This window comes from Bradyrhizobium sp. CCBAU 53421, from assembly GCF_015291625.1.
In the GTDB taxonomy this organism is placed as follows: Bacteria; Pseudomonadota; Alphaproteobacteria; order Rhizobiales; family Xanthobacteraceae; genus Bradyrhizobium.
This window is the reverse complement of sequence record NZ_CP030047.1, coordinates 3,712,317-3,724,210: the sequence shown is the minus strand read 5'-3', so window position 1 is coordinate 3,724,210 and position 11,894 is coordinate 3,712,317. Positions and strand designations below refer to the sequence as shown.

Below are 11,894 nucleotides of genomic sequence, written 5' to 3'. Positions count from 1 at the left end.
TCAGACTTGCAGTACGGACGAGACGAGCAACTGGGTGTAGGGTTGGTGCGGATCATCGAGCACCTGGTCCGTCAGCCCCGCCTCAATAACCCGACCGCGGTGCATGACCATCAGGCGGTCGGCAAGCAAGCGCACGACGGCGAGATCGTGAGTGACGATGATAGCCGCGATGCCGAGCTCGTGGACCAGCCCGCGAAGTACGTCAAGCAGCTTCGCCTGGACAGAAACATCCAATCCTCCTGTCGGTTCGTCCATGAACACAAGTCGTGGTCGTGTCACAAGATTACGCGCAATCTGCAGCCGCTGCTGCATGCCGCCGGAGAAGGTCCTCGGCTTGTCGTCTGTGCGAGAAAGATCGATTTCGACTTTGGTTAGCCATTCTTGCGCCTCGGCGCGAATATTGCCGTAGTGGCGGGCGCCGATTGACATTGGCCGCTCGCCAATATTGCCACCAGCGCTGACATCCATCCTGATCCCGTCGCGCGGGTTCTGGTGCACGACACCCCAGTCGGTGCGCGCCAATCGTCGGCGTTCCGGTTCGGACAGCGACAAGATATCGACCAGACCACGCTCCTTCGTGTCGTAAGCAATCGAGCCCGTATCGGGAGCCAGCCGTCCAGCCAGACAGGCCAGCAATGTCGACTTGCCCGATCCGCTCTCCCCGACAACTCCGAGAACTTCGCCGGGATAAAGCCTAAAGGACACATCCAAACAGCCCACATGGCCGCCATAGGATTTTGAGACGCCGCGGACATCTAGAAGTGTCCGTCGTGTCGTAACCTTGGCTGCTGCCGTCATGATGAACTCCCTGCGGTCGCACGGGCCGGAGTGGCGGCCGGCTCGCTCGTTTCCGGCTGTGCTCCGCGGCGTTTGGTGCAATAGTCCGTGTCGGAGCACACGAACAAGCGTCCGCCACGGTCATCGGTAATCACCTCGTCGAGATAGGACGTTCCAGACCCACAAAAGGCACAGGATTGCTTCCACTTCTGGACCTCGAACGGATGATCGTCGAAGTCCAAGCTCCGTACGCTGGTATAGGGCGGCACCGCATAGATGCGCTTTTCTCGACCGCAACCAAAGAGCTGGATCGCCGCGTTGTCTTGCATCTTCGGATTATCGAACTTCGGAATCGGAGAAGGCGACATCAAATGTCGCCTGTTGACTATCACCGGATATTCGTAGGTGCGTGCAATATGTCCAAAGCGAGCAACATCTTCATACAGGGTCACCTGCATGGCGCCGTACTCTGCATAGGCATGCATCTTGCGCGTCTCAGTCTCGCGAGGTGCGATTCGGCGCAAAGGTTCTGGTTGTGGCACTTGGTACACGAGTATTTGCCCTTCCTTGAGGATCGACTCGGGCACCCTATGCCGTGTCTGGATGACTGTTGCCTCGTCGGTTCTTTCAGTCGTCGCGATCTGAGCAACTGTCTTGAAGAAACGTCGAATTGATATCGCATTGGTCGTGTCATCTGCGCCTTGGTCGATGACCTTCAGGCGGTCGTTCGGGCCCAGCACGCTTGCCGTGATTTGAATCCCGCCGGTACCCCAGCCATACGGAAGCGGCATCTCGCGGCCTCCGAACGGGACCTGATAGCCAGGGATTGATAGTGCCTTGAGCACCGCACGGCGGATCATGCGCTTCGTCTGCTCGTCCAAATATGCGAAGTTGTAGCCTTTGTTACCGCTATCCGATCTCATGACTTGATTCATCTCTCGCCTTAGTTTCAGCTGCAAGTCGTTCTGCACGCATGTTGCGGATCAGTTGCAGATCGGCTTGAAAGTCGACGTAGTGCGGTAGTTTATAGTGAGAGATTAGTCCCGTCGCCTCTACGCTATCGCTATGGGACAGAACAAACTCCTCGTCTTGTGCGGGATAGCGTACCTCTTCACCCAACTCGCGTGCCCGCAACGTTCGATCAACAAGCGCCATGGACATCGCCTTCCGCTCACAATGCCCAAGTGTGAGTCCATAACCGCGCGTGAAATGAGGAAGCGTGGCCGCAGAGCCATCGAACTGGCTGATCATTTGGCATTCTGTCACCGTGATTTCCCCGATTACGATCGGGAACCCGAGCTCTTCCGGAACAATCTCGACGTCTACCTCACCGAGTCGCATCTCAGCTACATAGGGATGCGATCCGCCGTACCCTCTGGCGCTGGAGTAGGCGAGCCCGACAATGAAGCCTTCATCGCCGCGTACGAGGTTCTGCAAACGTTGGTCACGCCCAGCAGGCAATCTCATGGGTGAGCGAGTAAGATCGAACGGCTCTCTTCCCGCGCGGCGCTCAGCTGACTCAATAAGGCCGTCCCCGTCGAGGACGTCCAATACACTTGGCACATTGAAGTCAATTGGGCTGCCGGAAGCCGGCACTCCCGCCAGTCCCTCATCTACCGATTCCGCTAAGCTGAAATCCAGAAGGCGGTGAGTATAGTCATAAGTCGGCCCTAACAGCTGACCTCCGGGAAGATCTTTGAATGTTCCAGAGACCCGGCGTCGAACGAACATCCGCTTTGTGTCGATCGGCTCGGAAGCTGCAATCCGAGGCAGAGTAGTGCGATACGCTCTCAAGAGAAAGATCGCCTCGGCGAGGTCTCCTTGTGCCTGCTTCAATGCAAGCGCTGCGAGACGTCGGTCATACATCGATCCCTCGTTCATCACTCTGTCTATCGCAAGCCCAAGCTGGCCGCTGATCTGATCGAGCGTCAGCTCAGGAACTGTAGTATCTCCGCGGCGCTCCTCCGCGAGTAGTTTATGTGCGTTTAGTATCGCGTGCTCGCCACCCTTCACAGCAACGTAGGCCATCTAAACCTCCACGTGAACCGAGCGTGGCAACCCGACGATTGAGGATCCAGAGGTGAAAAAGACGTCAACACCCCGAGGGTAAATCTCTCGGTTCTTCTCCCAATCCGCCCAGAATTGACCCGGAAGACCGGCAATGCGCGGCTGAACTGTCTCCCGAATACCTGGTCCTGACCATTGAGTTCGCGGGCCATCCGCGAATGACGGCACCTGCACGATTAGCGTTGCCCCAAACTCCGGTGACTCGACCTCGCCCGGCGAAAATTCACAGATGCTAGGCATGGTAGACGGGTCTACGACGATTGCGTACTGCGTCTTTCGATGGTCTTTTGTGAGAGGCGCACAGCAATGAAAGCTGAGCCAGTCGATGATATCATCCCCTCGCCCTTGCTTGTCGAGCCAGAGCGTTGTTTCGAAATCTAAGAGCGTGAGGCAGACAGCGGCCGTGGCAACAGAGAACGGTCGCGGACCATCAACCGTTCGATCAAGAGAAAACGTCCGTCCAGGATAGCCCTGGCAGGACAGAATTGTACGAAAGACGGCTTGGCTGTCGAACACCGGGTCTTTGAAACCCGAATGGATAACGGACTTGGCTGCAGCTATTGTCATTCTGAATTTTCGCCTCTGACCATCGTGAAGAACTCGACTTTCGTCGAGGCTGCCTTCGCGCAACGTTCTTTCCGACGCCGCACCTGAATCTCACGCAACTCTTGAATAACCCGGCAAAGCCGGGTCCTGTTTTCGTCATCCCGCTGGAGCGCGGCGTCGACTAAAGCCGCTAGCTTTGCATGATGGGAATCGGTGCCCTGCACATAGCCGTGACCGACGATTCCGTCCGCGAGGCGCAAGGCGCACCGAGTAACAGTCATCTCGCCAACGTTGAACGGATCGCCCGTACCGCCAATGCGGCCGCGGACCAAAACGAGACCCGTTTCGGGCGACTTCAACCATGTCCAGGATAGTTGCAGCACAAAGCTCGAGGCGAGCCGATTGAGGTCGGCCGGCGCCGAGCGCGCCAGGATCCCGATCCAGACGCCTCTGCTGAGTTCTTGGGATGACAACGTCAAACCGTCGCTTTCTCTCGTTGCTTGCATGCTCGTTGGCATCGTATTTTGGGGTCCGCTAGACGCGACGACGGAGACTATCCATTAAACTTGACAAGCAAGGGTTGGTGATCGGAGCCGTCTGCCGCTCTATCGACAGTTGCTGATGTTATCCGTCCGATTAAGCTCTCGCTCACGAAGCAGTAATCGACGCGATGAGCGTGTGGTGGCAAGATCGTCGAGCCAGCCTCGCGGGCTGCTTCCGAAAAGCCGTGACAAACCGACCAGGCATCCACGAATCCACCCCGATTGGTGAGATGGCCGAACCGTTCCGAGTGTTCACCGACCAGAGCAGTATATGACTCTGTGGTATCCTCGAAATTGAAGTCGCCCAGTAGAATGGCCTCGCTGGGCATTGAAGGAAGCGCTGGCTCGGAAGTCCAAGTATCATCGGGATGCTGCCCCGCGAGAACGGGACCTTCATCTGCCACTCTCTTATGGTGCTCAATGAGCCATTCGAGTTGGCGATGACGCTGTTTGACTGACGTGCTGCAGAGGTGGGTCGAATAGAACCGGAGGAGGCCCATTGGAGTATCGATCACCGCCTCCAACGCGCCCTTTTGCATGTCCAGGTAGACGGCTGCGCCATACTTGGTCAGAAGGTAGTTCCTGATCGACACAATCGGATAACGCGACAAAATCATGTTGCCGAATTGTCGTCTGACGCCGCTTTCGCCAGACTTGCACACGTCGATCGTCGGTCCCCACGCTACCTCGTGCTCGGGCAACATCCGGCGGATGAGGTCGACCTGATCTTGGTTCTGAGAGCGATCCCAATTGACATCGACCTCCTGCAAGGCAATGACATCTGCGTTGGCAATGGCGTCGATGGATCGCTTGAGATCAAGCCTGTTATCACGACCAACTCCGTAGTGGATGTTGTATGTTGCGACGAGCACTTTCGTTAATATCCATAATTAGATGGGCCGGATTGCTTGCTGCGACCTTCTTCCTTGTTTGTGATACTTCGGTGACACTCAGAGCCATCATGCTCCGACGACAGCGCGTGTTGTATAATGAATGGGAAGCTGCCCTGAGGGCCCGCACTCCAACTGATCGAGAAACTCAATGGGACCACGTCAAACAGTGCATCGGTCCAATGCTGATCGTCGCTCTTCTTCGCTGTCGCGCTGGAGACAAATTCAGGGAGAGCTTGAAGCGTGGCTTGCCAACGGGCGATTTGCTCCGGGCAGCAAGCTTCCGACCGAGGAAGAACTCGCGCAACACTTTGCTGTGCACCGACATACGATCCGTCGCGCTGTGCAGCAGCTAAAACAGAACGAGTTGGTTCGCGTTGAGCAAGGGAAAGGGATGTTTGTTTGCGAGCCAAGCCTGTCATATCGAATTGGCCGTACGACGAAGCTTTCAAGCGCTGCGAGGATGCTCGGTCGATCACTACGATATCGTTTGATCTCAGTGGATCAGGTCCGCGCAATACGGTTTGGAACTCCCCTAGCGCTCCCGAAAGGCCATCCCCTCATCCGCATACGGATGGCGCGCGTGCTTGATGGACGTGATATCGCCCTTATGTGGTGCTATTTTCCGCTTCCGAGGTTCAATGGCATTGCTCAGTGGATTGCGAGCACTGGATCTGTCAGCGCTGCAATGAAGCGTTATGGTGTCGAAGAGATTAGTCGAAAGAGTCTAAGAATTCGTGCTACCAACCCCACCGCTCAAGAAGCGAAGGTTCTCGGGATCGAACGCTCCACTCCGATGCTCGAACTTACCCATCTTGCAATCGACGAAAAGAACATTCCGATCGAGTTCACGGTCTCCACATACGATGGCAGATACTTCGATATCCTTTTCGATTTCTGACCTTGAAAGTTTGTACCCTCACCGCGAGCTATCAGCGCCCTACCCCTTAATACTTCCTTTGGCTATCCCTTCGACGAACCATCGTTGCGCAACGAGAAAGGTAACGATGAGCGGTAGGACCACGACGATCGAGGCAGCCATTAGGGGGCCATAGTCGGAGCCGGTGTCCTCGTTCTTGAAAGCCATAATGCCAAGTGGCGGCGGCATAAGTCTTTGATCATTGACGGCAATGAGTGGCCAGAAGAGATCGTTCCAGTGCGATACAATTGAGAAGATTGAAAATGCGATAACCGCCGGCATGGCCATCGGCATCATGACCTTCCAGATGATCGCCAGCTCGGAAAGGCCATCAAGGCGGGCCGCGTGAACGATATCATCAGGAATCGATCGGAAGAACTGACGGAACAAGAATATCCCGAAGGGAGAAACGATGAAGGGGAAAACCAACGCAGTATAGGTGTTAAGGACGCCCACGCTGTAGCCGAGCACGAAAAGCGGCAGGGCCAGTACCTGTTGGGGCAGCAGGAGACCCAGCAGAACGAGGGCAAACAGCGTGTTCCGCCCTCCGAACTCAAGTTTCGCAAGCGCGTACGCGCAAGGTGCGCAAATCAGAATTTGAAGTATGAGGATGGCAGCACAGACGATGACACCGTTGAACATGTATCGCAGCAGTGGTGCCGCGGTAAGTGCCCTTCTGTAGTTCTCGATGGCATACCATTGCTCCGGCAGTAGAGAGAATGATGCGCGGAAAATTTCGCCAGGCGGCTTAAGGGAGAGTGACACCATCCACACGAACGGAACCAAGATGAAGGCAACAGTCAAAAGCAACACCGCATGGCGGACGATCGCCTGGGGGCGAGGAAAGCGGAACATAGCGCTCATTTGTAGTGTACCCTTGTATCCATGATACGGGCCTGGATCAGGGTGAGAGCTACTACGATGCCTAGGAAGACGATTGTAACGGATGCACCGTAGCCCGTTCTCAAATATTGGAAGCTTTCACGATAGAGCGTGAAAAGGAGCATTTCGGAGGAATGTCCAGGCCCGCCTTGGGTAAGGATCTGGACGGTGTCGAAGGTCTCGAAAGCCCGCAGCGCCACGACGATGACGACGAACATGGAGACCGGCCCGAGCATCGGCAATGTGATGGTGCGGAGACGGTCGAGCCATTGGTCGGCGCCATCGATGTCCGCTGCATCATAGAGATCCTGTGGGATTGACTTCAGCCCGGCGAGGAAGAGCACCATGGCAAAGCCGAGATTCTGCCAGATTCCGATTATGCCCAGCACCGGCAGAACTGCCGTTTCGTCGCGCAGCCAGTTCACTTTCGGCAATCCCAGGGCGGCGAATGACTGATTTACGAGCCCAATAGTGGGGTGCAGCATCGCCTCCCATGCAATCGCCATGGCGGCAAGCGTGGCCATGTAGGGCAGGAAGTGGACAGCTCGGTAGAATGCGCGCAGGGATTGCTCGCTTTCGATCACTAAAGCGACTAAGAGCCCCAAGAAAACCGTGCTTGGCACCACGATCAGCACGTAAATAATGGTGTTGAGCAACGAGATACGGAACCCTTCGTCGGCGAAGACTTCGCGGAAGTTTGCCAGCCCGACGAAATTGAGTGACAGCGCACCGAACTGCCAGTCAGTGAGCGCAATGACGAAGATAGCGACCACCGGTAGGAAGAACAGCATCATCAGGAAAAGGAAGGCTGGACCCGCTAGTGTCCATCCCACCAAGGACCCCTTCAACCTTTGTCCACGCATCGCCTTCGATAAATGGCGTCCTTGCGGGTCAGCAAGCGCCTCACCCTGTCTTCCTGTCCGCTCTTCTGCGCGTCGTTGGCCGGCGGCATCCGTCCAACCCGCTCTGGATGACAGGGGCTCGGTCCCAGTTCTCATCGCACGTACTCGCGGATCGGCGTCACGCTAGCTGTTACCGGCAATTGCGTCGGTCGTTGCAGGATGCGTTTGCCTTGGGGGGTAAATAGCAGTACCCGGTCAGGTCGCACGCCGAGATTGAGCGTCTGGCCGGTCGCAATGTATGGGGCACGCTCCGCCAGCAGTCTTGCGATCACCGCTTCGGCCATGCCCGGCATCTTGAGATGGACATAGAGGTCCGAACCCATGTGCTCGACCAGCGTCACGGAACCCGTCAGCGTATCCGGTCCCGTCCGATCGGCAAGATGCAGTGCCTCCGGGCGGATGCCTAGCGTCACGACCGCACCTGGCTCGCGCTGGACATCCATAGCGAGCGTGGAGCCCGCCACGTCGACAAGCCCCTGTTCGCGTACTACGCCCTCCAGCATGTTAATCTTGGGCGAGCCGATGAACTCCGCAACGCGCCGCTCGGTGGGATCGGCATAGATTTGCTGCGGCGGCGCGACCTGCAGCAACTCGCCCTCCAGCATCACCGCGACACGGTCCGATAGCGTCATGGCCTCAGCCTGATCGTGAGTGACATAGATAAAGGTGCCCCCCAGGCGCTTGTGCAATTCCTTGATCTCGGCTCGCATCTGCACCCGGAGCTTAGCATCGAGGTTCGATAGCGGCTCATCCATCAGGAACACCGCCGGATGCCGCACCATCGCTCGCCCCACGGCGACGCGCTGCCGCTGTCCGCCTGATAGCTGGCTCGGCTTGCGATCCAGCAAGCGCCCAATCCCAAGAGCACACGCTGTCTGCGCTACCTCCGCAGCGATCTCAGCGCCGATCCGACTCGCTCCTGGCAGCAGTGCGCCCAGTACAGGCAACCGCTGCCAGGCAGTCAGCCTGCGCATCCTGAGCGGCAGCGCCATGTTCTGCGCCACCGTCATGTGGGGATAGAGTGCGTAGGATTGGAAGACCATTGCGACATCCCGATGCTTCGGACGAATCCCATCCACAATACGTCCACCGATTGCCACCGACCCGCTGCCTTGAGCCTCCAGTCCCGCCAGAATCCGTAGCAATGTTGACTTACCACAGCCGCTGGGACCAAGCAGCGTCAGAAACTCGCCATCAGCAACATGCAACGTTACATTTTGAAGGATAGTGGTATGACCAAATGCCTTGCTCAGCCCGCGAATCGTTAGGTCCGCCATTTCTGCATCTCTTTGTTTGTTGGAGCTAAAAAGCGGGTACGGCGACCGCTGTGCGGTCAGTGCACTCGCACCCCAGATCGCCACACACAGCGCAACACAGGCAGACCGTCAGTATACCGAACTCGGATAAGATCGGCCTTGGATCCGATTGAGATCCTGCCGCGATCTGTCAGACCACACGCACTTGCCGGATTTGACGTAACCGTAGCGATTGCCTGGGGCAGTGCATACCCCAGCGGTTCAGACGTGAGCATGAACGCAGCCTGAAGCAGACTGACTGGCACATAGTCAGAGGCTAAGATGTCAAGAACGCCTTTTTCTGCACATTCTTGCGCCGACACATTTCCGAGGTGGGACTTGCCACGAACTAGATTCGGCGCGCCCATGATGGTCTTCATACCGAGCGAGTGGGCTAACCTGGCAGCTTCAATCGTGGTTGGGAACTCGGAAGCGGAGCTGCCGAGTGCGGCCGCCTCATTAATGTCTTCGACGCTTGAATCATCATGACCAGCGAGCGCGATCTTCCGCTCTCGCGCAATGGCGGCAATTGCCAGCCTATTCGGTCCGGCGTATCGACGTTGAGCATCGAGCTCGGCATCAAGTAACCGATCGAGCTCGCTGTCGCTCAACCCCCGACCCTTCTTCCGATAGTTTCGCCACGTCCCTATATCTCGGAACACGCGTTGACCGGGTGTGTGATCGACGAGCGTGAACATGCTGATCGGGAGATCATCGCCAAGCTGACGGATACGATCCACCATGTCCACATCTGTAAGCTCGCAGCGTATGTGAAAGAGATGCTCTGCTTTTAGAGCGTCAGCTTTCTGGCAAACCCGAATACCATCGATGATTTCCCGGGCGAGCTTGGTTCGGCTTCCGTCCGCTCCGCCGAGCGATATCGCGTTGCTTAGGGAAATGGCATCCAGAATTGTTGTAATTCCTACCCCCACGACATCGGCATCGTGCGCCATCGCAGCGAACGTGCTTGGCCAAGTGACGTTAGGGCGTGGGGATATGTGCTTCTCTATATTGTCGCTGTGGATGTCGACGAGACCCGGAAGAAGGTAGTCGCCGTCGAAATCCACGCCACTCTTGGTCCGAAGTTCTCCATTCGCGATGTTCGAAATTACACCATTTGTAACCGTAATGTTGCCGACGATAACCTCATCGTCGAGAACAATGCGAGCGTTTCGGATAATTTCATTCATACGTACCTGCTTTCGACAACCTTGTTAGCCTATTTTGGAACGAGCCACTCGCTGGCAAGGAACAGAACCCAATGACTCAACAAATTTCGGAAGGCCTGATTTACTTCGGAAGGAGCGCCTTCACGTCGCTCACCATTTCAGGCATGACTTGGCTTGGCTTCCTCTTCTGCGAAACTACGTCACGGAGACGCTCTCGTATCGCGTCAGAGATCCGCTGCGCATTCGGCCCAGGAAAGGTGAATGGTTGTGTCACGTGCGGCAACTGATCCACAGCAATTTTGTAGCAAGGATGAGCATCGAACGTACTTCGGAAACTAGGATTTTCGATCGTCTTGCTGTTGCTCGGCATGTAGCCACTATATTTGGCTACGATAGATTGCCCGATCTCACCAGTCGCGAACTTGATATATTGCCACGCTGCCCTCTGCTTAGCTGGATCTTTCGTCGTGATCATGCCGGCGTTACCTCCCGCAGGGTACCGCCCGCCATTTGAAAGCGGAAAGGCTGCGCAACCCAGTTGCCAGCCGGCGGCGTCAGCGGCACTCTTTAGCGCGCTTATGTCCGACGACGTGCCGACATAGATGCCCATCGCACCGGCCTTGAACGATTGCTGTGCTTGATCGCGAGTCGCATCAATCATTCCTGATGCACCGAGCTTGTGCAGCGTCTCGAGCGCGGAAATCCCTTCGGGGTCGTCAAACGCGACCTCCTTGAGATCGTCTGACATCATCCTCCCGCCCCTCGTTTCGATCAACGCGTCGAACGTGAGGTTTGCGACGATGTAGTAGTAATCTACATAGATGCCTGTTCCCGGACCCGCATGATCGCTGATACTTTTCGCAAGACTGGCAATGTCGTCCCACGAGCGAGGGAATGCATCAGGCGAACTTCCAGATTCTCGGACCTGCGTCTTGTTGTAATAAATGAATGGAATCGAAGTGTTGAAGGGAAGCCCGTAGACCTTCCCGCCGACATTGGCCATCCGTGTGATATTAGGGAGATAGCCGAGGTCCGCCCAGTTGGCCTCACCTGCAACGAGACTGTCCAAGGCGAGCGGTACTCCACGATCCACCAGCGGCCTTACGAAATTGTAGGATTGAAAGCTAACGTCAGCGATCGAGCCTGTGATTGCTCCTCGGATTGTTCGCTGGAACAGTTCGTCGTAGCTTGAGGCAGGAGCGTTGAACACTACCTTGATGTCGGGATGCGCCTGCATGAACGTTGCAGCGATTGCTCTGTGCATTTCGCCATAAGCGGCGAAGGCGGTATCAACCTTGATTTCAGTAGGAGCCGCCTGCGAATGATTCGCGGCTACCGCCAACGTAAGCAGTACGCAGCCCTTTATTGACGACGACTTCATTCGTCGCATGCGTTAATCTCCGATACCTATCTGAATGTGCTCCGACCTGCCCGACCGCACGTGGACAGCCCCACCGCGAGGTGGCCAACGAGGCACCGTTTTGCGCTAGGGGTGCATCCATGCCCTTGCTATGCAACGGTGATGTGACGAGGCACTATGGGGTCTCTGGACAAGGCGAGTAGTTGTACAATCGTCAAGGGAACGAGCATACAAGATTGGGCAATCTATATTGATTGATAGCGGCCCCGACTCGGGTAATTCGGCGCCGTACCCGACACCACCACGGTGAAAAGCCACAAACATTGCCCACTCTGCCACAAACCCGCAAGTTGGGAACAGCCGCCGATTGCCCGACTAGCGCGGTGTCTCAAGGTGGCCGTTTTGCCAAGTTCAGAACGCGGGCCGCAGACGCAGCTAGATTGCTATTTGAGTCGGCCAATCTGCAACTTGCCTAATCAGGACGAACCATGCTCCGTCGCTATACAAGATGGCCCGTTATCCCTTCTTCTTGGTCACTTCGACAC

The 11,894-nt window shown here is 56.3% G+C and carries 12 protein-coding genes; 1 reads left to right on the top strand and 11 read right to left on the bottom strand.

All coding sequences use genetic code 11. From position 1 onward, the window contains the following. Genes phnK through XH92_RS17460 form a run of 6 tightly spaced genes read right to left on the bottom strand, consistent with a single transcriptional unit; the run spans nucleotide 1 to nucleotide 4,804 of the window. The gene (gene phnK / locus XH92_RS17485; protein WP_194460309.1) at nucleotides 1-798 is read right to left on the bottom strand and encodes a phosphonate C-P lyase system protein PhnK; all 798 of its coding nucleotides are present in this window, start codon (nucleotides 796-798) and stop codon (nucleotides 1-3) included. After that, the gene (locus XH92_RS17480; protein WP_194460308.1) at nucleotides 795-1,700 is read right to left on the bottom strand and encodes an alpha-D-ribose 1-methylphosphonate 5-phosphate C-P-lyase PhnJ; all 906 of its coding nucleotides are present in this window, start codon (nucleotides 1,698-1,700) and stop codon (nucleotides 795-797) included. Before XH92_RS17480 ends, phnK begins: the two co-directional genes overlap by 4 nt. After that, a complete protein-coding gene (locus tag XH92_RS17475; RefSeq protein WP_194460307.1) occupies nucleotides 1,687-2,805 on the bottom strand; it encodes a carbon-phosphorus lyase complex subunit PhnI in 1,119 nt (372 codons plus the stop codon). The genes XH92_RS17480 and XH92_RS17475 overlap by 14 nt, the downstream gene beginning before the upstream one ends. Continuing rightward, nucleotides 2,806-3,411, bottom strand: a complete 606-nt coding sequence (gene phnH / locus XH92_RS17470) for a phosphonate C-P lyase system protein PhnH (RefSeq protein WP_194460306.1) — start codon at nucleotides 3,409-3,411, stop codon at nucleotides 2,806-2,808. Further along, a complete protein-coding gene (gene phnG / locus XH92_RS17465) occupies nucleotides 3,408-3,896 on the bottom strand; it encodes a phosphonate C-P lyase system protein PhnG (RefSeq protein ID WP_194460305.1) in 489 nt (162 codons plus the stop codon). The genes phnH and phnG overlap by 4 nt, the downstream gene beginning before the upstream one ends. 47 nt (nucleotides 3,897-3,943) lie before the next feature. Continuing rightward, nucleotides 3,944-4,804 carry an endonuclease/exonuclease/phosphatase family protein gene (locus tag XH92_RS17460; RefSeq protein WP_194460304.1) on the bottom strand — a complete coding sequence of 287 codons (861 nt, stop codon included), beginning with the start codon at nucleotides 4,802-4,804 and terminating at the stop codon, nucleotides 3,944-3,946. 169 nt (nucleotides 4,805-4,973) lie between these two features. On the opposite strand from XH92_RS17460, the gene phnF reads away from it, so the two are divergent. Beyond that, on the top strand, nucleotides 4,974-5,723 hold the full coding sequence (gene phnF / locus XH92_RS17455; RefSeq protein WP_194460303.1) for a phosphonate metabolism transcriptional regulator PhnF: 750 nt from the start codon (nucleotides 4,974-4,976) through the stop codon (nucleotides 5,721-5,723). A 39-nt stretch (nucleotides 5,724-5,762) separates the two neighbouring features. On the opposite strand, the gene XH92_RS17450 is transcribed toward phnF, so the two are convergent. The 5 genes from XH92_RS17450 to XH92_RS17430 all read right to left on the bottom strand — a co-directional run bounded on the left by XH92_RS17450 (nucleotide 5,763) and on the right by XH92_RS17430 (nucleotide 11,379). After that, nucleotides 5,763-6,605, bottom strand: coding sequence for a carbohydrate ABC transporter permease (locus tag XH92_RS17450; RefSeq protein WP_246788469.1), 843 nt, complete (start codon nucleotides 6,603-6,605; stop codon nucleotides 5,763-5,765). Next, the gene (locus XH92_RS17445; protein WP_194461301.1) at nucleotides 6,602-7,486 is read right to left on the bottom strand and encodes a carbohydrate ABC transporter permease; all 885 of its coding nucleotides are present in this window, start codon (nucleotides 7,484-7,486) and stop codon (nucleotides 6,602-6,604) included. Before XH92_RS17445 ends, XH92_RS17450 begins: the two co-directional genes overlap by 4 nt. Before the next feature lie 131 nt (nucleotides 7,487-7,617). Beyond that, nucleotides 7,618-8,802, bottom strand: coding sequence for an ABC transporter ATP-binding protein (locus XH92_RS17440; RefSeq protein ID WP_194460302.1), 1,185 nt, complete (start codon nucleotides 8,800-8,802; stop codon nucleotides 7,618-7,620). 56 nt (nucleotides 8,803-8,858) lie between these two features. Beyond that, nucleotides 8,859-10,010 carry an alpha-D-ribose 1-methylphosphonate 5-triphosphate diphosphatase gene (locus XH92_RS17435; RefSeq protein WP_194460301.1) on the bottom strand — a complete coding sequence of 384 codons (1,152 nt, stop codon included), beginning with the start codon at nucleotides 10,008-10,010 and terminating at the stop codon, nucleotides 8,859-8,861. Nucleotides 10,011-10,110: 100 nt separating this feature from the next. Beyond that, nucleotides 10,111-11,379, bottom strand: a complete 1,269-nt coding sequence (locus XH92_RS17430; RefSeq protein ID WP_194460300.1) for an ABC transporter substrate-binding protein — start codon at nucleotides 11,377-11,379, stop codon at nucleotides 10,111-10,113. Nucleotides 11,380-11,894 lie beyond the last annotated feature (515 nt).

Coding starts and splice junctions, on each gene's coding strand:
- XH92_RS17475 (WP_194460307.1), bottom strand. CDS start 2,805: ATGGCCTACGTTGCTGTGAAGGGTGGCGAGCACGCGATACTAAACGCA.
- phnH (WP_194460306.1), bottom strand. CDS start 3,411: ATGACAATAGCTGCAGCCAAGTCCGTTATCCATTCGGGTTTCAAAGAC.
- phnF (WP_194460303.1), top strand. CDS start 4,974: ATGGGACCACGTCAAACAGTGCATCGGTCCAATGCTGATCGTCGCTCT.
- XH92_RS17480 (WP_194460308.1), bottom strand. CDS start 1,700: ATGAGATCGGATAGCGGTAACAAAGGCTACAACTTCGCATATTTGGAC.
- XH92_RS17445 (WP_194461301.1), bottom strand. CDS start 7,486: ATGCGTGGACAAAGGTTGAAGGGGTCCTTGGTGGGATGGACACTAGCG.
- phnG (WP_194460305.1), bottom strand. CDS start 3,896: ATGCAAGCAACGAGAGAAAGCGACGGTTTGACGTTGTCATCCCAAGAA.
- XH92_RS17435 (WP_194460301.1), bottom strand. CDS start 10,010: ATGAATGAAATTATCCGAAACGCTCGCATTGTTCTCGACGATGAGGTT.
- XH92_RS17430 (WP_194460300.1), bottom strand. CDS start 11,379: ATGCGACGAATGAAGTCGTCGTCAATAAAGGGCTGCGTACTGCTTACG.
- phnK (WP_194460309.1), bottom strand. CDS start 798: ATGACGGCAGCAGCCAAGGTTACGACACGACGGACACTTCTAGATGTC.
- XH92_RS17440 (WP_194460302.1), bottom strand. CDS start 8,802: ATGGCGGACCTAACGATTCGCGGGCTGAGCAAGGCATTTGGTCATACC.
- XH92_RS17450 (WP_246788469.1), bottom strand. CDS start 6,605: ATGAGCGCTATGTTCCGCTTTCCTCGCCCCCAGGCGATCGTCCGCCAT.